Origin of the sequence: Treponema sp. Marseille-Q4132 (assembly GCF_014334835.1) — a bacterium.
GTDB classification, from domain to species: Bacteria; Spirochaetota; Spirochaetia; order Treponematales; family Treponemataceae; genus Treponema_D; species Treponema_D paredis.
Genome location: NZ_CP060591.1, coordinates 2,050,511 through 2,075,557, shown reverse-complemented (window position 1 = coordinate 2,075,557; position 25,047 = coordinate 2,050,511). Strand labels below are relative to the sequence as shown.

At 44.4% G+C, this 25,047-nt stretch carries 19 protein-coding genes; 1 reads left to right on the top strand and 18 read right to left on the bottom strand.

What is annotated here, in order from left to right; all coding sequences use genetic code 11:
- The first annotated feature begins 90 nt into the window (after window positions 1-90).
- Window positions 91-5,769 carry a hypothetical protein gene (locus tag H9I35_RS09410; protein ID WP_187419154.1) on the top strand — a complete coding sequence of 1,893 codons (5,679 nt, stop codon included), beginning with the start codon at window positions 91-93 and terminating at the stop codon, window positions 5,767-5,769.
- Between the two features lie 42 nt (window positions 5,770-5,811).
- Here H9I35_RS09410 and H9I35_RS09405 read toward each other — a convergent pair whose 3' ends face one another.
- From H9I35_RS09405 to H9I35_RS09320, 18 genes are all read right to left on the bottom strand, one after another.
- On the bottom strand, window positions 5,812-6,255 hold the full coding sequence (locus H9I35_RS09405) for a hypothetical protein (RefSeq protein ID WP_187419153.1): 444 nt from the start codon (window positions 6,253-6,255) through the stop codon (window positions 5,812-5,814).
- 87 nt (window positions 6,256-6,342) lie between these two features.
- A complete protein-coding gene (locus H9I35_RS09400; protein ID WP_187419152.1) occupies window positions 6,343-6,606 on the bottom strand; it encodes a BrnA antitoxin family protein in 264 nt (87 codons plus the stop codon).
- Window positions 6,575-6,886, bottom strand: a complete 312-nt coding sequence (locus tag H9I35_RS09395) for a BrnT family toxin (protein ID WP_187419151.1) — start codon at window positions 6,884-6,886, stop codon at window positions 6,575-6,577. The genes H9I35_RS09400 and H9I35_RS09395 overlap by 32 nt, the downstream gene beginning before the upstream one ends.
- Before the next feature lie 80 nt (window positions 6,887-6,966).
- The gene (locus H9I35_RS09390) at window positions 6,967-10,350 is read right to left on the bottom strand and encodes a zincin-like metallopeptidase domain-containing protein (protein ID WP_187419150.1); all 3,384 of its coding nucleotides are present in this window, start codon (window positions 10,348-10,350) and stop codon (window positions 6,967-6,969) included.
- A 29-nt stretch (window positions 10,351-10,379) separates the two neighbouring features.
- On the bottom strand, window positions 10,380-11,264 hold the full coding sequence (locus H9I35_RS09385; RefSeq protein WP_187419149.1) for a hypothetical protein: 885 nt from the start codon (window positions 11,262-11,264) through the stop codon (window positions 10,380-10,382).
- 16 nt (window positions 11,265-11,280) lie between these two features.
- Entirely contained in the window at window positions 11,281-12,588 is a 1,308-nt protein-coding gene (locus tag H9I35_RS09380; protein WP_187419148.1) for a TraB/TrbI/VirB10 family type IV secretion system protein, read from the bottom strand.
- Window positions 12,588-13,553, bottom strand: a complete 966-nt coding sequence (locus tag H9I35_RS09375) for a TrbG/VirB9 family P-type conjugative transfer protein (RefSeq protein ID WP_187419147.1) — start codon at window positions 13,551-13,553, stop codon at window positions 12,588-12,590. Before H9I35_RS09375 ends, H9I35_RS09380 begins: the two co-directional genes overlap by 1 nt.
- Window positions 13,550-14,242, bottom strand: a complete 693-nt coding sequence (locus H9I35_RS09370) for a VirB8 family type IV secretion system protein (protein ID WP_187419146.1) — start codon at window positions 14,240-14,242, stop codon at window positions 13,550-13,552. The genes H9I35_RS09375 and H9I35_RS09370 overlap by 4 nt, the downstream gene beginning before the upstream one ends.
- 12 nt (window positions 14,243-14,254) lie before the next feature.
- Window positions 14,255-15,907, bottom strand: a complete 1,653-nt coding sequence (locus H9I35_RS09365) for a type IV secretion system protein (RefSeq protein WP_187419145.1) — start codon at window positions 15,905-15,907, stop codon at window positions 14,255-14,257.
- Window positions 15,907-16,716, bottom strand: a complete 810-nt coding sequence (locus H9I35_RS09360) for a TrbJ/VirB5 family protein (protein ID WP_187419144.1) — start codon at window positions 16,714-16,716, stop codon at window positions 15,907-15,909. The genes H9I35_RS09365 and H9I35_RS09360 overlap by 1 nt, the downstream gene beginning before the upstream one ends.
- A 1-nt stretch (window position 16,717) precedes the next feature.
- Window positions 16,718-19,168: a TraG/VirB4 family ATPase gene (locus tag H9I35_RS09355; RefSeq protein ID WP_187419143.1), complete on the bottom strand. Its 2,451-nt coding sequence runs from the start codon at window positions 19,166-19,168 to the stop codon at window positions 16,718-16,720.
- Window positions 19,169-19,218: 50 nt separating this feature from the next.
- Window positions 19,219-19,473 carry a VirB3 family type IV secretion system protein gene (locus H9I35_RS09350; RefSeq protein ID WP_187419142.1) on the bottom strand — a complete coding sequence of 85 codons (255 nt, stop codon included), beginning with the start codon at window positions 19,471-19,473 and terminating at the stop codon, window positions 19,219-19,221.
- Between the two features lies 1 nt (window position 19,474).
- Window positions 19,475-19,816 carry a hypothetical protein gene (locus H9I35_RS09345; RefSeq protein ID WP_187419141.1) on the bottom strand — a complete coding sequence of 114 codons (342 nt, stop codon included), beginning with the start codon at window positions 19,814-19,816 and terminating at the stop codon, window positions 19,475-19,477.
- Window positions 19,797-20,783 (bottom strand): ATPase, T2SS/T4P/T4SS family, encoded by a 987-nt coding sequence (locus tag H9I35_RS09340; RefSeq protein WP_187419140.1) that lies wholly within the window; start codon window positions 20,781-20,783, stop codon window positions 19,797-19,799. Before H9I35_RS09340 ends, H9I35_RS09345 begins: the two co-directional genes overlap by 20 nt.
- Complete coding sequence (locus tag H9I35_RS09335; protein WP_187419139.1) at window positions 20,784-21,197, bottom strand: hypothetical protein; 414 nt, start codon at window positions 21,195-21,197, stop codon at window positions 20,784-20,786. It lies immediately after the preceding gene.
- A 12-nt stretch (window positions 21,198-21,209) separates the two neighbouring features.
- A complete protein-coding gene (locus tag H9I35_RS09330; protein ID WP_187419138.1) occupies window positions 21,210-23,312 on the bottom strand; it encodes a type IV secretory system conjugative DNA transfer family protein in 2,103 nt (700 codons plus the stop codon).
- Between the two features lie 58 nt (window positions 23,313-23,370).
- Window positions 23,371-23,778 (bottom strand): hypothetical protein, encoded by a 408-nt coding sequence (locus H9I35_RS09325; RefSeq protein ID WP_187419137.1) that lies wholly within the window; start codon window positions 23,776-23,778, stop codon window positions 23,371-23,373.
- A gap of 24 nt (window positions 23,779-23,802) precedes the next feature.
- The gene (locus tag H9I35_RS09320; RefSeq protein WP_187419136.1) at window positions 23,803-25,041 is read right to left on the bottom strand and encodes a DUF3363 domain-containing protein; all 1,239 of its coding nucleotides are present in this window, start codon (window positions 25,039-25,041) and stop codon (window positions 23,803-23,805) included.
- Window positions 25,042-25,047: the final 6 nt, after the last annotated feature.

The window sequence follows — 25,047 nt, the reverse complement described above, 5'->3', positions numbered from 1 at the left end:
CTCCGGATGATAGTTTTCATACCGTAAGAAACAAACACGAATACGATAATTAGCCTCAAGTGAAGCTAATTTACAAAAGGAGTTTATTCTATGAAAAAAATCAACTATGTGATTATGGGAGCGCTGCTTGTAATTCTCGGCAGCTGCTCGTTATTCATGAATCCGGCAGACGGGAATAAAAACAGTGGATCGCAAAAAGTGCCGGCGACGTATCTACGATTCGGAAAATCTTCGGTGTCGCTCGGTATCGGAGGCATGGAATACATACCGCTGACGATAAGTCCTGCGAACGCAACGAGTACCGTTTCCTACAGTACCAACGTCCCCGACATCGTGTCGATTGAAGGCGACAAATCGGGCGTATCCGTTACCGGACAAAAAAACGGTAACGTCATATTGAAAGCCGTCGCCGATAACGGCGTTACAACGGCATGCGTCATATCGGTTACCGGAGTTGATCCGACGGTTGAAAACTCACCGCAGATAACATCATCGACTATCGCATTGGAAATTGAACGAGGGGTGTCGAAGCGGGTGCAGGTTGCATTAAAAGGCGGAAGCGCCGCCGATATGGCAGCGTTTCGATGGAGCATCGATAAATCAAATATCGCAAGCATTGAAGGAAGCGGACAAAGCGCGTACATCCGCGCAAAAGAAAACGGTATTGCACAGGTTACCGTAACGCATCCGCTTGCAACCTATCCGTATAAATTCTTGGTATTTGTTAAACCGGATGCTGAAAAGGCTGTATACATTACCAATAGTCAAAATATTATTATCATAGACCGTAACTCCGGTGATAAAACGGTATCGGTCGATTTGATAAACGGAGTAGAAAGTGATAATCCGTTTTTCCAATGGTCGGTACTGAATAATGCAGAATCCGACGCCGCTTGTATATCGATTTTACCCAATGGAAAAAATTGTGTCGTAACTCCGAAAAAAAGCGGAACTGCGTTCATACAAGTATCGCATCCCAAAGCGCAATACCCGTACCTTATCCGTTGTAAGGTCGTAACGATTGTTAAAAATGTTATCATCGAAACGTCTCCGACAAAACTGACGCTTGAGGGAACAACGCCGCAATCGATTACGGCACGTTTGACGGGAAGCGACGGGGATTTTGACGCAAGCGAGTTTGTGTGGTCAACACACGACACGAATCTACTCGAATTATCGCCGTATCAGGCATCTTGCGGAGTCGTAGGAAAAGGGAACGGAACAGGGAAGATCACCGTATCGCATCCTGCGGCGAAATACGCGCGTGAAATTCTTGTCTTCGTGCAAAACCATCCGGCTGGCGCTATCGACGGTTCCATGTATATTACGACGAGTCAGAATTACATCCGGACGAAAGTCGGAGCCGAAGATACGACATTGAACGTATCGCTTGCAGGAGGAGAGCAGGGAGACGAAGCGCAATTCAAATGGTCGGTAAACGATAAGAGCATTATCGGTTTACAGACGACACACGGGATCGTCTCGTATGCCCGTGCCGCATTGGGATTTGATAACCGTACCGACGGCCAAGCATTTATCAGACCGAAAAAAGCGGGTACGGCTGTTATCAGCGTATCGCATCCGAAAGTCGTCGTCCCGACGGAGATCCTCGTTGAAGTATTGCCGCAGGCGGCATTGCTTGAAGATCCGCTGCATATACTCGGCCCCGATGTCGTCGGCATCGTCGTAGGCGAGACGCGGAAAACCGTCGTATCGCTTACCGGAAACGTTGTATCGGGCGATGAGCAGCATACTACATGGGAAAACGAATCGAACGCAGTCGTAGAACTTTCGGCGGTAAACGGGTTGTCGGCAAACTTTACGGCAAAAGGTGTTGGAGAATCGTTCGTAACCGTGTCTCACCCGAAAGCACAGTATCCGAAAAAAATCCTCGTATATACGGCGGCAACACAGGAAGACCTTGACGCAAAAAAAATTTTATACACGTCAAAAAATCAATATAACATCGTTGCAAAGGGAGCTGCCGAGCAGTTATATGTAAACTCCATCGGTTTGGCTCAAAGTGACATCGGTAATATTCGATGGCAGAACTCGAATCCGGCGGCCGTTTCAATGGAAATGGGTGCTACCAATGCCGAATGTATTATTAAAGGTGTTGCAGCCGGTACTGCGACAATTACGGCAAGCCATCCTGCCTGCATAAAGCCGGTCGAATTTTCTATCACCGTGTTTCCCGCCGGAACCGATTTGGGCGTCATTCCGTCTCCGACGTATTTGACAACCGGTCGAAATGTCGTGCAATTTACCAAAGCGAATGAAACGCAAACGATAAGCGTAACGCCGGTCAAATTGGCGCCTGAAAAATACGGTGCAATCACATGGACGGATTTCGATGCCGCAATATGCTCGGTTACCCCGAACGGAGAAAAAGCGACGATCACTGCGCGTGCCGAAGGTGAGACGAAAATCAAAGTCTCTCATCCGGATTCCGAAAATACGCTTAGTATTACCGTCCGTGTCGGAAAACAATACATATCACCGTCCGTGAAAACACCGTATGTCGATGTAAGCCAAGCTGTCGTCGGATTGGTAAACGGCGGAAGCGGACAGAGAATTGAAGCACACCTTGCAAACTCATCATCGGTCAATAAAGCGTTTAATTGGCACATAGATGATCCTGCGATCGCGGAGATCACGCCTTTACAAAATTCCTGCTTTATCGTACCGAAGGCTCCCGGACAAGCGCAACTTACCGTGTCGCATGCGGAAGCGCCCGGTATGGATAAAAAAGTGCTCGTACTTGTCGCAAACAGCGCCGACGAACTGGGTACCATACCGTATCTTACGACAAGTCAAAATCTTGTTGCGCTTCGAAAAGGCTCTCAGCAAAACGTACAGATCCGAACCGTAAATCTTGATGCATCCGACACAGGAACATTTGCATGGCTCGTAAAAGACAACCCTTCGGTCGTACAGGTCATATCAAGTGGCCGTGAAGCGATTTTCAGAGCTTCAAACGAAGGGATTGCACACGTCGAAGTGCGTCATTCGTCCTGTACCTATCCGCTTGAAATCACCGTCGAAGTAAAAGAAGACGTTCCCGATGCTGCGGCGAATCCGTTTATCACGAACAGTCAAAATATCGTAACGCTTAATTCAGGAGGCGCTGCAAAATCTATCAACGTTACACTTGCCGGCGGGACGCTTTCGGATAATACCGATTTCAGCTGGTCGTTCGACAGAGCGGATATCATACGGCTCATTGCAAACGGACAAAATGCCGTCGTAAAAGGTATTGCTCCCGGTGAAGCGCTTATTACCGTAACGCATCCCAAAGCCCAATACCCGTATCCGATCAAAGTCATCGTTGAAAAAGCTGCAAGCGGGCAAGGTTTATACATCAAAACAAGTCCGGCAAATATCCTCTCGCTCAAGCCCGCGGATCCCGAGCAGACGATCACGGCGACACTTGTCGGCGGAAAGCCGGAGGATATGTACGGCTTCAAATGGTATGCGGACAATTACAACGTCATCGATTTGACGGCGAGCGCGAATACGGCCGTTATCAGACCGAAAGCGGAAGGAACGGCAAAGATTACGATAAAGCATCCGAAAGCGCTTGACGGAGAGCTGACCGTCCGTGTTACCGAATATTCGAAATTCGAATTTTCGATAGCGAATTTCACAATGATAGAAGGTGACACACAATTCGTCTCAATGAAAGTACCGGCTATGGAAAACGATTATACCGGCAAAATCATCTATGCAACGGAAAATCCGAAAATCGTTACTATAAGCGGCACGAATCAAGTCGCACGACTTACTGCCGGTGTTCAAGGAAATACAAAAGTTACGGCGACAAGCCCTTCCGGTGCGAAATCGGATATGCTCGTCTATGTGAAAAAAGCCGCTGCAAATACAGCACCGCATATAGCCTCAAATACTAATGTTTTAAGTTTTAAGGTAACCGATAACCAGCGCGCCGTTACCGCACAGCTCGTAGGGCAGGATGTGCTGCCAACCGATCAGTACAATCTGCAATGGAAAGTCGATAATCCGAATGTCGTAAAACTTGTCGGATCTACCGGCCCCACGGTACTCATAAAGCCTGTTGCGCCCGGAGAAACGACGATAAGAATCTCGCATGAAAAAACCGATACGGTTTTCTCAATCTATATTGAGGTTACCGGGAACGAACAGGGTATAGCCGTTAATAAAAGCTATATGGCGCTTGAAACCGGTAAAACGATCGAGCTTACGGCCACGATCGATAACGGGACGGCCGCCGATTACGGCAATATCACATGGTCTGCCGATAAAGTGAACAATCTCGATATTGTAAGCGTGCTCGGAACAGGTAAGACGGTTGCAGTCTACGGACTTGCCGCCGGCCGTACGACGGTAAGCGCTGAATGGAACGGCAAAAAAGCAAGCTGCGACGTAGTCGTTAAAGCGAACAGACAATTTACGTTCGACACACAGACGCTCCGTGTACAGCCGGGACAAACAAAAACCTTTAAGTATACGCTTGTTCCCGATGACGGTGCTATTCAATGGTTTACCAATACTAATGAGTATATTACCTATGATGTCGATACGGCAGCAAAAATCGTGCGCGTTACCGGCATAAAAGAAGATCCGCAAGGCTCCCTCGCCGTAACGACGCTGTCGGCAATATCGCAGAGTATGCGCGCTTCGATCAGCATTACGACTGCGTGGGATTATAAACTGACGCTCGGTAAAACGCAGATCAAAAGCGAACCGCGATACGACGCGAATAATCCGGATAAGTTTATCATCCCGTATGAAGTACACCCGGAAAATGCGCGGATCGAAACATTCATGACGAGCGACGGTGTTGCCGACGTCTATGTCGATACGGCAAAAAGACAGATCGTACTCACACCGACAGGCGAAGGAGACGCGACGCTGCGAGTAACGGCGTATAATACGAACCTCTCTCCGGAACAGCCGTTCCCGAATATGAGCCGGGAATGCAAACTCTATTTCCACTACCAAAAGCTCAATATACGGCCGTCGATTATCTCAAAGACTGGCTCTTTCAGCCGATATGATGAAAACAGCGGTATCCTTATAATCGGCGACGGGGAAGAGGCGGAAATCGGATTCGGAGCGGCAGAGCAGAATGCGGATTGGACGTTTACCGCACCCCAAATTGTACACAAGGATCCGAAAAGCCCCGTGTCGCTTAATGCCGGAAGCGGGGAGCGTACATATAAACTGACACATCCGACCGATACCGTAACGCAGGAGTACCTCGTCGATCGCGACTGCTGGTTCGAGTATAAGGGAACACGCAGAACTATAACATGGGGTAGACAAAGGACAAGTCGTTCACTTCCTTTTGTATGGGTACATGAATATTATAGGTATCCGTTTGTTCCTGGAACAAAACTCTTTGAAGGAACAGAACTCTTTCATGGACGTAATAGTAATATAGGTAGAGCTATGGCTGGAGAGTTGCCTGATGTAATCTTCAGAACACAAATGTTTGATACACAAAAGAGAATAAAGACAGAAGATTTTGAAAAAAACACTGATTGGTATGCACCAGAAGTTACTCTATGGGCTCGGGGACCAGCTCGAGATGACTATGATCACTGGGATCACTATGACAGCGTACAAATAAATAAATGGGCAAAGAAGATAGCAACTGATGATAAGACGGTGAAGTCGTTGATACATACTGACAATTTAGTATTGTCGTATAAGCATAACGGAAAAGACAAAACTATGACTATTCCTGTCTACATCGAAACAAGAAATTGTCCGTATAACCAGCAGTAATAAAAAAAGGGAGCTTATCACATCTGGTAAGCTCCTGACTTCCTATTTCTTATAAAATGGGCCCATACCTGCTACATATAGAATATTGCTTTCAATTCTATATTCAATCCGACCTCCGTTGGAAGGGGCAGTATAAAAGTAATTCGCATCAATACCATATATATGATTGGGTGAAGGTGTTACTTCCCCATTCGGACGACTTGGTATATTAGAATTTCTAACTTCGTAAAAAGGTGTATATGTTGTAGAGGTAAAAATCAGCCGCGCTTTCCATTCGCAAGTTTGAGAAGAATCGTTCGGGTCTGTAAAAGTGATAAATTGATTAGTATCATATCCTTGTGTTTCCCACGTACCGATAAGACGTGCAAGATAATCGGTTTCTCCGGACGTACCGCCGTTTCCGGATCCGCCGCCTGCGGCATTCGTGCATCCCGATCCCATAAAAAGTGCTGCACCGAGCAGCATCGCCGTTAATAATTTTTTCATTTCCATTCTCCTGCTTATAAAAAATTTTGATACTTCGTTATGCTTCATAAGATATAACCGATTTGCTTAACCGTCCCTTCAGTATAATTACATTTGCGTTATAGGGCATCCGTTCAATCTTGCCCACCGTAGAACACCGTTCATCTTTTTCTGATAGCCCTTAATACCTTCGCTTTGCAGCCACTGCAAATTATCGAGATCGATTCTGAAAGATACCGGTTTCTTCGCCGGTTTCCAGTTTCGGAGGTGTCCGCCTGAAAAATCTTTTATCTCGGGAATGTCTGAAAAATCAATATTTTTGCGGAGTTTCGCAACTCTTTCAGCCGTAAAATTGGCTGCACCATTCTTCATACTTTTTTTCCTCCTTATTCGTTGAGATTCGAGCGGAAATAATTCTTATCCGCTCTCTGAGGGTATAACTGGAAACTACGACCGTGAAACCGTTTATCCTTCCGGTTCCTAAATATCTTGTTTCCTCGGCAGTTGAATGTAGCGTATCATACTGTTCCCAAAAAAGCGGATCATCGAATATCGGTAGAATTTCTTCGAAGCGGATTCCGTGATTTTTGATATTAGCTTCCGCCTTATCAATATCCCACTCAAAATTGCCGTGTACAATCGTTTTACCCATATCATATATGCCTATAAATACTATATATCTATAATATACAATTTGTCAATACTTTTTGAATGTTTTTTCGTATAAATATTTTATCCTATTTCCATTCCGTAATCTTTTTCTCTTTGTATGGCAATACTGCGAACCGGCTTTCGAACGGCGGTTTTTTCTTTTTCGACAGGCGGCAGTAACCCTTTGATATCTTTACCGTTATACAGTAGTTCATAATTATTTTTTATTTTGCCGGCAACGACTTTTTCCGTTTTTAAGAGTATCGGCCGGGCATCGTTTTCAACGGCAAAGCCGAGCTTTACGATTTCATTTTGTGGTAAGTAGCGTTTATCATTTGAACGGATCGCTTGTACGTGATTTTCAAATTCAGGTGCTGCATATATTTTACCGGTTACAGGATTATAACAAGGCGTGCCGGAAAAATCGAATTCGGGTTGCTGTTGCACGAGCGATTTCGCACTATCTTTTTTATCCAGTTCTTCAAGACATTGTTTCGCGGATATAACCTGCTTAACGGAAGGATGCGCAGCAAATTCTTCCAATGGCATATTTTTACAATATTTTTTCAAGTCATCGAAATAATCAATATCCATTTGAAAATCATGTACTACGCTTTCGTAATATTCTTCCGGTACTTCATACTTCGCATCTTTTTTGAAGTCTTGCATATCAGCATTTATATATTCCATACGTTTATCGATGCGCTCTACCGTTGCCTTTTTAATAGCTTCCGGTTCTCTGCTTATACTTCTATCCGTCTGAAGCATTTCTTCGGTCAAAAATTGCGTGAGCTGAAATGATTTTTGTTCGTTTCTTAAGTCCGTATCAAACAGTTGCTTCGCTTTTTGTTCTCCGTAATATTCGACAAAATGTTCTTTGTCGAAGAAAAACGTATGCGGTTTATTGTCCTTTGCTTCCTTCGCTTCCATTGCGACAAATGATCCGCCTTTATAGCTGCAATGTCCGTCTAAGATGTTTTTTACAGCCGTATGTACGGTATAGGGGAAACTTTCTTTATACCATATTTCAAAATCGCTTCCATACATATTACCTTCGGAAAAATTAGTCAAACTCCAAATTTCTTTTGCTATATCGCGTACGCTTTTTCTTCCATTGGTTTGTATTCCTCGCCCCTTGTTATTTTCTCCTTGTACATTATTTCGGATACTCTGAACCTTTTCCATGCGATGTTCAGAGCCTTGTATATACTCTTTCGCAGTCAAGGCGGCATGCGTCGCTTTCATAATTTCATCCGGCTTATCGCGCAATATCTCACACCAGCTTTGCACATACGCGGCCGAGTTCTGCGGGTTGAAGTCGAGCTTTAAATCTTTGCATAACGCATAGGAACCGATTTCGGCAATCAATTCTTCCCGTGCGCGAGCTGTTTCACTGACAGAATAATTTTTCAAGTCGCGATTCAAACGGCTTTCCGCTCCCGTCCAATGCGTAAGCTCATGCAATGCCGTTCCGTAATAGAGCATTTCATTTATATAATTTTCTTTCGGACACAGGTGTATGCTGTCATTTACCGGGGTGTAAAAACTTTTGTCGCTTTGGTCGTGGTAGATTCTTGCTCCCGATTGCTGTAATACTTTTTCGGCCGCCGCTATCGGCTTAAAATCGATCGCTTCGATTTTCGGCTGTTCGAACGGCTCTATCGGTGTACTGATAACCGCTCCCGTTTTATCCCTCAGGAGGTTTCCGTCTTTGTCGAATTGCGGAACGCCGAGCTGCGATGCGTGGAAGACTTTATAGAAGCGCAATGTCGAACGGAATCGTACCACTTCTCCGATAGGGTTTCCTTCCTCATCGACTGCCAACGCTTTACCGTCTTTTCCGATCGGAATAGTGCCGTAAAATACGATAGGAGTTGCTTTTGCTCCTTTTTTCACCATAAAGTTTTGCTCTTTTGCATTGTTGAACGTATACCAGCGAGGATCGCTCGAATGAAACTCGGTTTCCCGTATGAACGGCAAAATCATCGAATTGATGCCGCTGTACGTCGTCTTTGTTACCGGGTTGAAATCGTCGATATATTCGCTCGCTTTCCACGGTTTCATCCACGGCGCCGTATTCGTTTCGATCGCTTTGATAAAATAGCCGGCGATCTTATTAACGTCTTCGGCTCGCTTTTCTTTTTGCGTTTCTCGCGAATAATACGAAGAACGCTGAAAGAGAATATTGGTGTTAATTTTTTCCGACACTGCTGTCTGATATAATTTTGCAAAGTCGGGCATTTTTTGTTTGACAATTGCCCGATACCGTGCTATATTATCATAAAAGAGCTGAGAGCCTTGATTGCTCGGGAATTGGACCCGTGGACTTGCAAGGACTTGGCTTTTATCGGAAAGCCGAGAGCCTTTATTGTCGGGAAATTGTATCCCGAGATTTGAAAGGACTTGGCTTTTTCTATTTATGTAAAGAATCCTATGCTCTTTAATCGCACGTATAATAAAATCATTAAATCCCGTTCGTCCATAAATAGTTTTTGCTAAATTTATATTTATTTTTACATTATTGAATCTCCCTTCTTTACTTGGAGAAAACGGAATGATAATTTGTTTCCCATTTTTATCCTTTAATCGTATAGCCGCAATTATATCTTCTGCATTTTCCTTGTTTTGCGACTGCATGATTATAAGCGGCTTTTTAATCGCTTCGGGGATCTGTGCAATTATATCGGGTGTGAGACCGTGATAGTTCACATTTATATCGCTGCCCCGATCCTGCATAACGCTTTTCAAATGACGTGCCGTTATCATAACGGGTAATCGCTCGAAGCCCAATTCCTGATAAATCGGCGGTGTCATCCCCAAGTACACATGCGAGGCTTTGAATTTTTCAAGGCTGTTTTCGTTGATATCTTTAATCGTTTTTTCAAACTCATTCTGTTTAAATTGAAAACGGCTCTCCGTGAAAAGCTCGTCATATACTTTAATAATTTCAGGATTGAGTGCTACGATACGATCAAGTCCGTTATAGATGTGCTGCATACAGCGCGCGCCGCGCTCGAATACTTGCCGTAGATCCTTGCTTTCGGCCATCCGCAATCGGATATACTCTTCAAAACCGATGGCAAAATATTCTTCCTGCTCACGCGTCCAGTTTCCACCTTCGACTTTAAAAGCTTTTTCCGCCTTCGCCTTTAAATCTCCTACGAGCTGTCTTCGAAAGATATGTGCATTTTCATGTACGAATGTCGAGAAATCTGCCGTCTTGCCGGTTGTAATGATCGCTTTCGCATCCTGCGCCAAAAATTGTACATAGCCTTTATAATCGTCGTTGAGCGTTGCATCTTTTTGTGAAAAGCCTGCCGGATGATACGTTTGCATATAGTCGTCGAGCGACATATCGAGATTCGCCGCTCTCGTATCGAGCAATAATAAAGCCGCTTCAGCTTCGTCGGGCGAAAGATTAAAAGTGTTCATAATTTGACGTAGTAAGGCTTCTTTTTGCAGCATATTGATTTCCTCCTTTTTATATTGGCCACTTATCCGAGCTCGATCTCATACTCTTTCTCTTTGTGTACAGCGATACTGCGAGCAGGCTCTCGAGCGGTGTTTTTTTCTTTTTCAATTAGCGGCGGCAAGCCTATGATATCTTTTCCGTTATAGAGCAGTTCGTAATTATTTCGTATTTTACCGGCAACGAGTCTTTCAGTGTTTAAGAGTATCGGGCGCGCCTCGCTTTTGACGGTAAAGCCGAATTTTATAATATCGCTTTGTGATAAGTATCGTTTATCATCGGAGTTAATCGCTTTTAAATGGCTTTCAAATTCGGGGGAGGCATATACTTTACCGTTTGCGGGATTATAGCACGGTGTCTCTTTATCGGAAAAATCGAATTCGGTCTGTTTTGGTTCGGATACTGTTTTTGTACTATCTTTTTTATCCAGATCTTCAAGACATTGTTTAGCGGATATAATCTGCTTAACGGAAGGATGTGCGGCAAATTCTTTCAAAGACATATTTTGGCAATATCGTTTCAAAATATCAAAATCGGCAATCTTCTCTTGATAATCATGGACTATGTTTCGGTAATACTCTTCCGGTACACCATACTGCGCATCTTTTTTTAAATACTGCATATCTTCTGCTATATATTTAATATGCTTATCGATGCGTTCCACGGTCGCCTTTTTGATCGCTTGTGGCTTTATACCTATATCCTTATCCATTTGAAGCATTTCTTCCGTTAAAAACTGTGTGAGCCGAAACGATTTTTGTTCATCTGTCAGCTCTTTTTCTCTTTGTGAAGTATTAATAACGGTATCTGTAAACACGGTACCCGGCTTTACAGGCGAGCTTGATTTTTCTTTACTATTTTTGCTTACTGCTGTTTTTTTCTGTGAAAACATATTCCAAAAATTTTTCATATTGATTTTCTCCTGATTACCATTTGAACGGGGGCAAGGTAATAGTCTTATTTACCAACACGTTTACCTTTTGTCCGCTGAATACAAAAATCGACGGCTGTACATCGAGCGCGCGGTCGATGAGCTTTGAGCCGAGCTGATTGATAACGGTTTGATTTTGCTGCAAGAGGTTTGCCGCATATTGATTTGTCAGAGCTTTCATCTGGTTATCGAATTCTCCATTGATTGCCGTAAAGGCGGTAATGATCCCCAGCGCTTTTAAGTATTCGAACAGATGATCGTCTACCCAGCCATGCACGCCGGAAAATCCTGCAGTATCGACGCCGTTCATATTTCCGAGGTTCAGTTGATAACCGTCGGGACGTACGAGTGTATTCCATGCAATCTGTACTCGTTTTTGCGAATAGCTTACGGAAGAATTGTATTCGGCATTTAAGATCGAGCCTTGCGGAATAAGCAAAACGGTACCCGTTTTGCTGTCGTATACATTTTCGGTAACCTGCGCTTTTATTTGTCCGGGAAGATCGGTAGAGATACCGGACAGAAGAACAGCCGGAATAACGGTGTCGATCCAGATACTGTCATCCGGGAGATACTGGCCGGTCACAAAACCCGATCTATCCTTTTCGTAAAAGCGGAGTTTATTATCCTGCATATTCTGACTTTCATAGCTCGATTTTTGTGCCGTACCGAGATTATTAAGCCGGGAAGCCAGATAATCGTTCGCACTCTCCTGAGCGGAATATGGATAAGACATTTGCGTGCTGCTGTTTTGAGAAGCTCTCGTGCGATTTATCGGAGCTGCGATATCCGATTTCCGCGCAAGCAGTTCTTCATCCGACGCAGCTGACCGATACGACGAGGATGGTGCGCTTTGTGTCCGGGTATCTGTTCTACGATTTTCAGGTTTCGGGAGTTCGTAGTCTGCCGCACGGGCGGGTATTTTGCTTTCTTCGGTACCGGATGTATCTTTTTCTTCCGTGAGCGGTGTGTCTTTATAGCCTCTGTTTTTGTAATCGCCGAACTCCGGCACGATAATATCGCTTGCCTGTTTTTTCTCTTGCGTTTTTTTGATGTCGGGACGGTGATTTTTAAAGAAACGGAGCGCTAAAAGAAGTATCGCTGCAGCCGCAAGAAAAACAATGATCATCTTTTTATTGAGCTTCGGAACTTTTTCCTCTTTGAAGTCTTCTTTCGTATCGGCGTCTTGTGCCTCCTGAGACGCTTCCGTTTCTCCCGCTCCGGCATCGCTTGATTTTGCGAAAGCTGCTTCATCCGTTTTTTCGTCATTGCTATATGCGTCCGTCAGCGGATCGTATGCCATTACTTTATCCTCCTGATAACGGCTTTTTTGCCGTTATATCGAAGCGTGATTTTGTCTAAAAGTTTGTCAATGATAAACGTATTTCCCTGTACGCGATAATTGATAAGATCTCGGCGTTCACCGAACACACCGGGGAGTTCTCGCTGAAAGGTTTCCTTCGGCATAATGATGTACGTTTTGCCGCCGAATGCGTATACGAGTTTCGGAAGCCAATAGGGTTTCCGAAATACGGTATAGGTAACTCGAAAATTAAAATCGGGAAGATCGCCTCCGAAACTTTCAGTTGTATTTCCAGCAAAACTTTTTTCCATCCCGCTCTTTTTCAGTGATAACTGTTCTTCGGCCGATAACGGATAGTGCCAGCTTACGATCGGCATATAGGTATTGTTATAGCTTTTCAGCACCAAGTGATAGCTTCTCAGATTCGTGTTGATTATAAGCGTCGCTTCAAGGCCGGCAGCCGTCGGCTTGATATACATGTGCTGCCGTTCGAGGCCGTCCGATCCGTAATTCGAGCCAGCTTCCCATTTGAAGCGTACCGTATCCGATAATGCGGGATTTCCGACTATCTTTTCGCCCGGAGCAAGGCGTATATCCGTGAGATAAAAAACTTTTGTGTATACTTCGTAGACAAAGTTTTCGTTATAGTCATATAACATCGCAGAACCAGAATAGTTTTCAGGTTTTACGATATTTGCAAGTACTTCTTGCTCGGCCTTCGGCAGCTTGTTTGCAACGGTTTCCTCGTTCGGCCGATAAACGGGTTTTTCTATGTAAATAATTTCCCTCTTGCTCTGTATGTTCGACACGATTTCATCGAGCATATATTGATGTTCCTCGTTTTCATCTTCCTTCTTCTGTTCGGATGCGCTCATCGTATCCGGATGTGTACTCGGCATCATCGTCATTGTTTTACACGATACTAAAAACAGTATCAAAAACGAAAGCAGAATTATTTTTTTCATTGTCCTTCTCCTTTTGTGATTTCAGCTATATCGTAGGCACTTATGTATATGCCTAACGGATTTTTTTCGGCCTGTTTTGCAGAGGGTTCCAGTAATTCGATTGTAAAAAGTCCGCGGTAATGCCGCTTTCCGGAGTTTTCTCCTTGCGTTGTTTCAATCCAATCGACTTGATACGTTTTGGCCGACGCTTTAATAATTGACTCAATCATCACGGTAACGGTCTTTCGTCCGACAAGTGCAAACACGTCGGGATTCCGTACGTCGTACTTGACCTTCGCTTCGGCACTCGTTGTGATCATGGAAAAAAGCGAGGAAATATTTTCATAAAGTACTTGCGGATCGGAGGAAAGCGAGCGCAGTTTTCGAACGAACTCTTTTACCTGCCACTGTCTACTCGTTTCGGGAACTTCGAGTGTTCCGTACGAATATTTTGAAATATCACCCACATTGATCGCTTCTCCCCACGGAGCGACTTCGATGACCATCGGGACTGCTTTCGGCATCTTTATAGCGTTGCGATATAAAAAGAGCGATCCGATAACATAGACAAGCAATATACATACGATAATCGTAAGCACTACAGTTTTAGTCCGTTCCGATCCGATGATCCTGTCGTATTGCCGGTCGAGGCGGTTCATCGGATGTTTTTCCGTGCTGTCGGGCAGATAGCTTTGTGTTTTATGATTCATGATCAAACCTCGTTAGTTTTTAGGATAATTCTTCGGCGGCGGGAGCGTGAGCCTGCTGGGAGTCGAAGACGGGGGCGGTAATCCTTCCGGATCTTTCGCTTTCGGAAGCGCATTCGGAGCAAACGCCGGAGGAAGTTTCTGAAACGTCCGTTCGTTCAGTCTCGGAGCGTACGCATAAGAAGTTTCAAACACCTTTTGACTTCCTGTCTGTGCAGCAACCGTTCCTTCGCTTGCAAATCTTCCTTTAGCAAAATTTTGTCCTTCGTTATATTTTGCCCGGAAATAATCCGTAACGGAACGCGCCTTTCCGACATCGGCATTATCCGCGCTCGGCGAGCTGCCGGACAGTATGCTTCCGCCGTCGGACGACGAGCCTTTTTGAAAGCGTTCAAGAGAGCTGTGTTTGTTTTCCGTTCGGCGGCCGGTAAGGCTTCTTCCGATGGAATTGGTAACGCTGCCGGCAGTTTTAATGACCGAGTGTCCGGTAGAAAGTGCACCGGAAAGCATTCCCGCGCCAATGGCGCCCGGTAAGGATTTTCCGGAAGAAGCCGCATCCTGTGCTCCCTGCATGGATGCCCCTATCGTTTTTACAAATCCGCCTCCGAGCGAAGTGCCCCCTCGTGCCGCTGTTCCCGCTACAGCGCCTCCGATCCTTTGCGCGCCGTATACACCGGCAGCGATGGAAGCGGCCGCAGCTCCTGCTTCCATTAAAGACATCTGCGGGCTTCCGGTTAAAAGCGATACTGCAAGAGCAGGAGCCGACTGGCAGAACATCACATAGAGAAAGCACGTAAAAATCGTATAGACGAGCTGATCGATGGCGCCTGCAAATTCTTTTGTCATCAATACCAACAGTCCGTTGAACATAAGCATGACGGCAATACTTACGAAAAGCATTTTAATAAAAAATCCTAAGATCGCACCGATAAGTTTTTCCGTTAAAAATTTCGTCGAATTCCAGAGCATACCCGGAAGCGTAATGATGCCGACAGCGGCAATAAGCTGAAACTCAACAGCGCCTAAAAAATATTGTGCCAGCCCGAAAATCGACGCGAATAGTACACAGAGCGCAGTTAAAAGCAGCATAATATAACTTGACATATCGTGAACAATGCCGAACGCATTGCGTGAAAGTGAGTTCGCCTTGGTGAGAATATTATCAAGAATGAGCATAACGACGCGCATCATCGCGGAAGGGGAAAAATAGCCGGTGCCCGGAAGATATACGTCGAGTATATAACGGTATCCGACTTGCCCGTCGCCTTCGACGACGGCAACCTTTTTAATAATATCCGAATACGCATCTTCGGCTTTATCGCCTTTTTTTGCCCAAAACTCGGAATCCTGCCGCGTCTTATCGATCGTTTGTGCAAGCACTTTCGTATAGGTCGAATTCATCGCCCATTTGTACACGATACGGTTTAACCCGTTGATGATCGCCGGATATAAATTGATGATGATGACGAAAAAGACGAGTGCCGTCGCCGTTTTAACGATGTCGTCTTTTATTCCTTGATGGGTTATAGCATATTTAATCGACGATAAGCTGATATTAAGCAGCAATAGGAAGCCGGCAAGATAACGTGCTTGTATCATAAAATACGGCAACAGTCCTTTTATCTGACTTAATAAATCGACAAAGGGATGATCGAGCCATTGTATCATTAGCGCTCTCCTTTGAATTCCAAATCAGGGATTGCCGATTTACTAAAAAAATCATCAGAGACTCTCGTTTCCGGTCGGTTGTATGATTCGGCCATAGTTTTGTCGGCGAGCATATTTGCCGATACTTTGGTCGTGTATGAAAGCATTTGAAGCTCTTCGTGCAGCTTACGAAGGAGTTCGTTCGTCGCTTGCAACAGCGCAACGGTACTGTCGGCCGATCGGGATTTTTCGGCGATCGCTTCAACGGCTTTACCGTTTTCTTCAAACTGTTTGTCGGCATCTTCGGCAAGCGCTGCGATTTTCTTCGCACCTTCCTGTACACGTCCGTTCCATGCTTGCATGTAATAATAATTTCTCGGATCGAGTCCGTAACGGCTGTAGATTCTCGCTTTTTCTTCATTACTTAAATCCCTTGTCCATAAATCGCTCATTTCCGCAAAAACACCATCAGGCGTTTTATACATCGAAGCCAAATCATAGCTTCCTTTGCCGATCTGTATACGGGTATTTTTGAGCCGGCTTTCGGAATTACGCAAAAAATTCAAGTTTTTATCGACAAGCCCTACGGCATCGTTGACACCGTTAATGTTGCTGAAGTCCATTTTTTGTAAATTTTGCAGCTGCATTTTTGTCTGCTGATATTGGTATTCCAACTGCTTGATCGTATTTTGTACTTGCTGATACGTTTGAAAACCGACTTGTATCGTTTCCAAAATATGTGCGATATCGATCACCGGATATCCCTGTGCCGTCCCGCGTGTGAATAAAAGCGTACCCAGCAGCATAACCATTGCCAATTTCTTTTTCATGTTATTCCTCCAAATAGTTTTTATAGTCGATATGTTTTGCAGCAAGAATATCTTTTACATATTCATATCCCGCCTCTCCTTTGTGTGCGGCTTCAAGTTCGTCGAGCATCCGATGATCTTGCCCGCCGATAAGCGCAAGGGTAAGATCTCCTAAATCGAGCTGGAAGAGCCGGGTACCTTTCGGGGATTTATAAAAATAATCTTTTTTCATCACTGCGTGAGAGATGATATCGATTTGACTGTCGGTAAGCCCGAGCTGCCGGTAATATTCGGTAATGACCGGAACGGATGCTTCCTGATTTGCCAAAAATATTTTTGTTAAGCATTCTTCGGTGATAGTCGAGCATAAAGGCGAGTTGATAATGTCTGCGATCTCCTGCGTCGCAAATACGATCATGACATTGAGCTTTCGAACCGTTTTTATCCACTCTTTAAACTGGTCTGCGAAGATGGGATTTTTGAAAAAGAGAAAAGCTTCATCGAGCACTAAAAGCGTCAGCGTGCCGTCGAACCTGCTTTCGATGAGATGAAAGATATATTTTAGTGCCGGCGTTACGCATGCTTCCCCGAGCTTCATGAGCTCACCCATCTCTATCATAAGCCATGCGGTCTCAAGACTCATATCAGTTGAATCGGCATCGAATATCTGTCCATATTTTCCGCCGAGACAGTACGGCTCGAGCGCTTCTTTTACGGTATCGATATTCCGATTTTCATCGTAGTAGTTTACCGTTTGCCTGAAAGTCGTAAGCGTCCGCTGTTTTTTCGGCATACCTGCAACAAGATTAACCGCTTCGTAGATCGCTTTACTTATCGCAGGCGTAATCTTTTGCTGCTGCATTATTAAAAGCCCTTCGATGAATTCCGCAGCAAAAAGGCGCTCCGCTTGCGTGTCGAGATTTTCAAGCGGTTGGAACGCGATTCGGTTTGCACCCGGTTCGTAATAGCGGCCGCCTACGGCCATGGTAAGTTGCCGGGCACTCCTTCCTTTGTCAAGGATAATGACACGGGATCCGGGATACTTTAAAAATTGCGCTTCGATAAGTTCGAGTAATGTTGATTTTCCCGATCCTATAGGCCCAACAACCGATACCATACCGACATCCCCGACATTTAAATTAAAATAAAACGGTGTACCGTAGTTACTCGAGCAGGTCATAAGCGGCACACCGACTTTACAAACCTTGTCCGTATGCGCGTTGTACGATTCACCCGCCCATATCGCCGATATCGGTATGACATGTGCAAAATTCATGCTTGTCAATGCCGTCCGCCTGATATTCGGGTATACGTTTCCGGGCATCATGGACATAAAGCATTCCAAAGCGTTGAACGTTTCTTCAACGCAGGTAAACCCCGCAGCTCCGATAATACTTTTTACGGCAGTAAGTTTTTCTTTCGCTTTTTTAAGCGATGTATCCCAGACCATAAGCGAGCTTGTATAATAGCCGAGAGAAACGACGTCAGTTTCAACGTCTATTTGCGCGGCATCCGTTTCTTCTTCTCGTGCAACAGCTCCTTTATTGACCCTTCCGGTATCTTCGTGCGTCCACATCTTAAAAAACGTTTGCTTCCACGATTCCCGCTGGCCGAAATATTTATCCGATTGTTTTTGAATGGAAGAGAGCGCGGTTTGTTTATCCATGCAAATAAAACGCGACGTCCAGCGGTATTCGATATGCGCTCCGTTTAATGCGTCCAAAATCGCAGGATAGGTTTTTGTCGGAAACGCATTGATTGTTATCATCGGGATAAAATACTCTCCCAATTTTAAGGTCATACCGACATCCAGCACTTCATCGGGTAAAACGTGGTCGAGAAAAAACGGGGCAATATCGTTTTGATTTTGTACCGGGCATCCTGATTTTGATATGCTCTGCTTTAAGTACGCAAGCGTTTCGTCGTTATCCAACGGTACGATCGTCATCTTTTTCGCCAGCAGTGCGCATATATCATCCGTAACGGCAAGCAGTTTTTTCACCGCTTCCTTTATGGAACTGTCGAGTCCGATCGTTTTTTCTTTGAAAAAAATATTTGTGATCTTAGTGCTGATATCCAACGGCGATTCATAGACAATCGTAAGATAATAGTTCGTGTCAAAATGAGCGCCGTATGACTGGTAGGTAAACTCCCGCTCTTTATCGATAAGATAGGCTGCCGTGTTGGTAAAAGATGCTCCCTGATAATCGCGCGTTTGAAAGTGATTGTTTTCAAAACAAAATGCCCATCCGGTACCGAGCGATTTTACAATATCGTTAATAAATAGGCACATATCGTTGATATACAAGGCCGCCGCCGATTCCAAATCCGGCCCGCGAAAAGCGAACGTTCTTTGCAAAAGTCCGTTTTTTTGCACGACAACGCCTTCGGCATAATCGGAGATATATGCCCACGGGAGAATTTTATAAAAACTGTTTTTCTTCGCTCTATAGCGTATCTTAAATGGCTGCATAGTATGCTCTCAAAGAGGCTGCCCCTGCGGAGGGCAGCCATCGAAAATTGTTAAGGTAACAAGTAATCGTCCTGTGTTATTGATATGAAAATAATATCAAGTAAAAAAGGATCATGTTTTGTTAATATCCGCATCGCAATGTAGAGCACGATTATTACTGGCAAAAACCAATATAATTGCGCCATATATACGGTTACGATACCGAATATAACAAGGACAAATAATGCACTGTGCGGCACTCCTGCAAGTAAATCACGTTGCTGTAAACTTCGGTGTACCGGAACTGAAAAATCGATAACGCTCATATCAACTCAGCTTCATACCTTTTTCAACGATTTTTAAACCGATTCCGATTGCGATTGCCGCAATGGTTACGGCGATAAACGCCGTCTTCGCTCTGTTCGAATCTTTATGATAGCCATAATAGATTGCCGTACATATCCAAAAAATTCCGAGCAATACCGGCGCAATCTCATCTTTGATCCAGTCACGGATAGTCTCGAACGTCGTCTTTATTTCGCTCGGAATAATATCGCTTTGCGCAAATGCGGACGCTGTTGTAAGAAAAAGTAAAACAGAGGCGGCTCCGCCTTTTATTTTACTAACCGACACGTGAATGCTCCTTTTGTCATTCATGAGTTTCATCATACAATCCTCCATAGAGATTCATTTGTGATATGGTTTGTTTTAGGGTTTTCATGTGATTTTGTATCGATTCCGATTCGAGTACTTCTTCGACTGTTTGGTGCGCAAGATAGACCCAAAGATCGACGTATTCTCCGATATGATTTTTTACATACGGGTCTTGTATCATGCCGGTAAGGCGTTCAAAACCGGCTTTTGCGGAATTTGCATGCAAGGTCGTAAAGTTTCCCGGATGCCCCGTATTCCATAATTCCAATACTCCTTCGGCCATAATGCTGTTTCGTATTTCACCGAACGTGATATGCTTCGGACACCAGCGCAAAGCAAAGTTTCTCGCGGCTTGTACCTGCTCGTGTCGAATGAGAATATGCGTTACGTCTTCGGCTTCGCATCTCAATTCAGGATTATCTTCAATCAATAGATATCGATGGGTTGGATAAAGTTGGACTTGTTCATGTATACAACTGTTTGCGAAAGTTGTTTTGCCGCTTCCTGTCGCTCCGATAATAACGATATTTTTAGCATCTTTGATCGCTTCTTTTATCTGTCGGAAATGTGCTTCCGAGATCCTTCCCGCTTCCAGATATTCTTCGAGTGTGATAATACGCGGATTCGGCCGGCGGATTGCAAGCTGAGGATACAGCTCCCATGGCTTTATTACCGCAGTTACGCGAAATCCGTAACTGGGGATGAATGTTTCAAGTACCGGATACTCCAAGGGATTTATAACGCAGTCGGTCATTGCTGCTAAAAAATTAATAATGCGCATGACTTTATCGCGAGAGAAAACGATATTATCCAGAATAAACTGTCCTTTCGTGAAATGATCAATTTTAATTTTTCCGTTGCGCAGGGTAAAAATATTTAAAACGCTCTCATCTTCAAAATAGGGTGTAAGCTCGTAGAGCTCTCCCATGAGATTTTGCAGTTGGCGTTCGTTGACTATTTCCTGCGCTTTATAATCGAGCATTTAGTCTCTTTCCTCAAAATAATCCGCGAGCATGCTGTGAAAAATCGACGGCGAGTCAGCAAATGTCCTTTTGAACTCTGAAAACATTTCGTCGTATCGTTGCTTCGCGGATAAGGCCGCACCCTGTAAGTTGGCGGGAGGAATTTCGGGATTGTATACAAAGAAGTGTTTTACGTAGAAGCAAAACAGGTGAAAGAAAACCGACAGCTCGCTTTCTAGCCGGTGCATTTTATCGTGTAAATCTTTTAACGATTCGAACGTCAAAAGCGCGTCCGACGTATCGGGCGTCACTTCCTTTACCGCCGCACGTCTAAAAAACTCACTCAAGTTTTCAATTTTCTGTATTTTGCAGTATTCGCGAATTTCTTTATCGAGTTCATTGGATATTTTAAAATTGTGTTGTACGCTCTGCATCTCTTATCTCCTTTAGCCGACGAGCAGCGCCGACAGATTCGTTATCTCTTCTTTCGCTTCGTTTGGCTCTTCCGTTATTTCCGCCGCCTCTTGTGCGAGTGCTTGACCGGTTAAACGCGGATCGATTAAGTTTTTCGAGTACACGATGTCCTCTTCTTTTTCGAGCGTCGTCCATAACGGAAGTTCGTACCACGCACGATCCGTTTTCATCTTTCGAAGCGGTGCACACTCTTTTAAAAGTTCCGCCTTTTTCATATACGGCCGTAATTTCGGATTCGGATTTTTTTTGTTATACACCTTGTGCTTAAAGCGGCTGTCGCCGTAGTAGACGACTTTCGAGGCGTACGTTACGGGCATTCCTTGTGTAAAGATGAGACAGTCGCTGTACGGCAGTTTCATAAGTTCATCCGGGTTGATAAGATTCCGCTCGATTTCCGTTCCGGATTGATTGAGGTTATTGAGCGTGATATCCATTTTATTTCCGGATATCGATGTCGATGACTTCCATACGGACTCTTTTCCGATTGTCTTACAAAACAGCTCTGCCGATTGCACGTCGCCGGGGGCAAAGGTTACGATGTGTTTTACAAGAGACAAAAACTGATGATCATTTCCGTAGACCGCATTAAGCTGCGACAAGCTCTGGCAGATAAGCATAAACTTGATGCCGTAGCCGGGAACGATCGCCATCGCCTTTTGTAAAAAGTTCATCGCAGGCATCGCGGTAAACTCGTCGATAAAAAACAGCAGTTGGTGTTTCAAAAATATTTCGTCGAAACTCGTTTCCGCATCCGAAAGCCGGCGGAGCATCATGCTTACAAAAAGACGCAACAGCATTGTCGTCTGATCGATCTTCGCATTTGACAGCGTGATATATAAACTTACCGGGTGTTTACAATCGACGAAAGACGCATAGCTGAAATCGTGAGCGGATGTGTTTTTTCGGATCTTCGGGTCTTCGAAAACCGATAAGCCTTTAAAAACGCTTGAAAAGACCGAGCCTCGCTCGCGTGCCGGCCGTTCAAGCTGCCGGTTTGCCACTCCCACGACGTGCGCATGAACTTGAGCCGAACAGTGTTCGGCTTCAATCATCGAGCGGAGCAGTACATAGCTCTTTTCCTCCCGCTCTTCTTCCGTGCCGGTTTGCGTACCCGACAGAAAATCAAGGCAGCCGCCGAGCGTTTTATCGGTAAAACTGCTGCACAGTACATGCAGTATCGTACCGGTTAAAAAATCGATAGCGGCAATTCTAAAATGTGCCGCGTTGTCGTCCTCTTTGCCTTCATATTGCGGTGCAAGCAAGGTCGTCGCAAGCATGATCGCGTCCGACCATTCCTCTCCCTTGCGTATCTCCATTAAAAAATTGAACGATATGCTGTCGTTACTTGAAGGCGACCATTTAAATGTGTATGAAAATTTTCTTCGATAGCCGGATGTATAGATATAGTTTTCGCCCTTAAAGTCTACTGCGATAAGCGAGCCATTGTGATTTAAGAGCGAAGGGATCCCGATCGATACGCCTTTACCGCTTCTCGGAGGAGCGATAACAAGCGTCGAACCTGTGCCGTATTGGGTTATAAGCGGCATCTGTTTTACAAGACGCATCGAAGGATTGCCCTCGCTGATAACGACTTTTACCGCCGTATATTCCGGGCGCGGAATATACATGCCGAGTATCGTGCCTTTGCCGGTTAAAAGTCCGTTTTGCGTTAAATCGGTTTTTGTCGAAAGTCTTGTCGAGCCGTAGAGGTTCTCCGATTTTTGCGACAATCCGCGGATGAGTGTGTATAACAAGAACAGTGCTGTCGATACCGTCGTGATAAAAATCCACGGTTTCAGCGCCTGCTTTACATAGAAAAATTCGGGCTTAAAAAGGTAGTCGATCATCCATGACAAATACATCCACGGATAATAGATGGGATAGCCTTTCGCCGTTATGTACGCAGGATAACCGCACAGCGCAACGCTGTAGCCGACCAGTTTTGCAAAATACTGCGTCGATACCCAGCATCCGGTAAGCATGATGATGAGGATAGTAAATCTGAAAACAAATACACGTATTTGTTTGGTGTTGCCCGTTTGAGGCTTTTTTCGGATAAACTCTTTTTTGGACATCCGGATTCCTCCGAACGTCTGTTTTATGGGTTTTTAAAAAGTGCCGATCCGTTTGAGGCTATTGCTTATCGATGATAACCTCCTGAATCATATTATTGTGCCATTTTTCTTTATGATTCATATAGTCGCTTACAACTTCTTTCAGTTCTCCCTTATCCCAATATTCGATATGACAATCTTCCGTTTCGACAGCAGGTTCTCCTTCTCCGTCAAGACGGCCGTTTCTAAAACGTAATATGATACCGCCTTTGTATATATCGTCATCCAATAATTGTCCGTCCTTATCGCGGAAAACTTTTCCCGTATAGTGCAGAAATCGCGCCTTGGTTTGCACTTCGTTTCCGTCCTTATCCGTTACAAAAACCTCGTTTCCTTTACAGTAATCGCTCGTAAGCTCTTTACCGTTTGTATCGACCCAAACGCCGCTTCCGTTATCTTTGTGTGTGTATGCAATATGCACTTTCATCTATCGCTCCTTTCGCTTTTGTTATTATAACTCTCTTTCGTTCTTTCGTGTAAAACTTTTTTTCATAAGAGCTGCGGCAAACCCTTTCGTATATCCTTTTGCTGTACACTCTTTTTGTAATTCTTCCTCTCTCACTTTTTCAAAACACGGCGTTAGCCGGCCTTTTTGGTTCTGCTCCATTTGTACCTTTACCGTCTCTCCTTGTTTTACCGGAGCTTTTTTGTAGAGAGGGATAAAATACGCTTTCCCGTCGATGCTCTCGACGACGACGGCATTCGCATCAGAATCTTCCTGCATACGATACACCTTCGTTACAATGCCGCTTACATTTTTTTCTTCCGTGTGAAATAAGGTAAAATCGTATTTCGATGTATAGTGCAGTTCGTTTCGGGCATCCAAGTACACGTTATAACGCCCGACATTTTTCAATGTATCGATCCAATCTTTTTCAAAAATATATTTTTTCCCGTTCCTTTTACATAAGCCCATTGTATGCAGGTGTTCAAGGCGCGTCAATAATAATTCTTTTTTCGTAAAGATACTTTTTACATCTACAGTGTTATTAGTAAACATAAGGCTTTCAATTTCATGATCCAATTTTATATATCGGGCAGCCTTTAATTGATTACGCTTTTCTTCCCGGATCTGTTCGTCCGTGCGGCTCCCGACAAGAGAAGTACAAATATCGCGTGCAATGTCGCGCATATGCGTTTTTACGAGATCAGGGGCGATGTATACGTCCTGTCCGTTTTTATCTTTTCCGTTTATTAACAAATGAACGTGCGGATGTGCGGTGTTGTAGTGTTCGGCTGCAAGCCAATACAGTGTATAACCGGTTTGCAATTCAAGCTGTTTGATAAAAGTCGTTGCAAGCGTTTTAAGTACAACCTTGTCGTTTCCGGGACTTAAAAAAATACGGAAATTTTTTGATACCATGTGTTCCCGATACTCTTTTTCATCACAGCCGTATAATTCCGCACCCTTTCCGTCTTTTCCCGTTCCTTCCCGCTGCAAGTATCGATTTATCTGCTCTTTGTGTGCATCCATGCTGTAACTGTAGTGCATCTTTACCGTGCAGTTTTGCCGCCGGTCGATAGCATATCTTTTTGTATTCATACCATAACCGCCGCTCTTTCCGCTGAAACTTTTCCCGCTATGATACTTCGAAAAATAATAAAGCGCGGCAAGGCCTGCAACAAGTGCATATTCTTTTTTCGGCACTTTATAACGAGGATTGATTTCATAGTCTTTATCTTCAAACAAAAAATG

Excerpts from the sequence above, each read along its gene's own strand:
- H9I35_RS09410 (WP_187419154.1), top strand. The coding sequence starts at position 91 with ATGAAAAAAATCAACTATGTGATTATGGGAGCGCTGCTTGTAATTCTC.
- H9I35_RS09405 (WP_187419153.1), bottom strand. The coding sequence starts at position 6,255 with ATGAAAAAATTATTAACGGCGATGCTGCTCGGTGCAGCACTTTTTATG.
- H9I35_RS09400 (WP_187419152.1), bottom strand. The coding sequence starts at position 6,606 with ATGAAGAATGGTGCAGCCAATTTTACGGCTGAAAGAGTTGCGAAACTC.
- H9I35_RS09395 (WP_187419151.1), bottom strand. The coding sequence starts at position 6,886 with ATGGGTAAAACGATTGTACACGGCAATTTTGAGTGGGATATTGATAAG.
- H9I35_RS09390 (WP_187419150.1), bottom strand. The coding sequence starts at position 10,350 with ATGCTGCAAAAAGAAGCCTTACTACGTCAAATTATGAACACTTTTAAT.
- H9I35_RS09385 (WP_187419149.1), bottom strand. The coding sequence starts at position 11,264 with ATGAAAAATTTTTGGAATATGTTTTCACAGAAAAAAACAGCAGTAAGC.
- H9I35_RS09380 (WP_187419148.1), bottom strand. The coding sequence starts at position 12,588 with ATGGCATACGATCCGCTGACGGACGCATATAGCAATGACGAAAAAACG.
- H9I35_RS09375 (WP_187419147.1), bottom strand. The coding sequence starts at position 13,553 with ATGAAAAAAATAATTCTGCTTTCGTTTTTGATACTGTTTTTAGTATCG.
- H9I35_RS09370 (WP_187419146.1), bottom strand. The coding sequence starts at position 14,242 with ATGAATCATAAAACACAAAGCTATCTGCCCGACAGCACGGAAAAACAT.
- H9I35_RS09365 (WP_187419145.1), bottom strand. The coding sequence starts at position 15,907 with ATGATACAATGGCTCGATCATCCCTTTGTCGATTTATTAAGTCAGATA.
- H9I35_RS09360 (WP_187419144.1), bottom strand. The coding sequence starts at position 16,716 with ATGAAAAAGAAATTGGCAATGGTTATGCTGCTGGGTACGCTTTTATTC.
- H9I35_RS09355 (WP_187419143.1), bottom strand. The coding sequence starts at position 19,168 with ATGCAGCCATTTAAGATACGCTATAGAGCGAAGAAAAACAGTTTTTAT.
- H9I35_RS09350 (WP_187419142.1), bottom strand. The coding sequence starts at position 19,473 with ATGAGCGTTATCGATTTTTCAGTTCCGGTACACCGAAGTTTACAGCAA.
- H9I35_RS09345 (WP_187419141.1), bottom strand. The coding sequence starts at position 19,816 with ATGATGAAACTCATGAATGACAAAAGGAGCATTCACGTGTCGGTTAGT.
- H9I35_RS09340 (WP_187419140.1), bottom strand. The coding sequence starts at position 20,783 with ATGCTCGATTATAAAGCGCAGGAAATAGTCAACGAACGCCAACTGCAA.
- H9I35_RS09335 (WP_187419139.1), bottom strand. The coding sequence starts at position 21,197 with ATGCAGAGCGTACAACACAATTTTAAAATATCCAATGAACTCGATAAA.
- H9I35_RS09330 (WP_187419138.1), bottom strand. The coding sequence starts at position 23,312 with ATGTCCAAAAAAGAGTTTATCCGAAAAAAGCCTCAAACGGGCAACACC.
- H9I35_RS09325 (WP_187419137.1), bottom strand. The coding sequence starts at position 23,778 with ATGAAAGTGCATATTGCATACACACACAAAGATAACGGAAGCGGCGTT.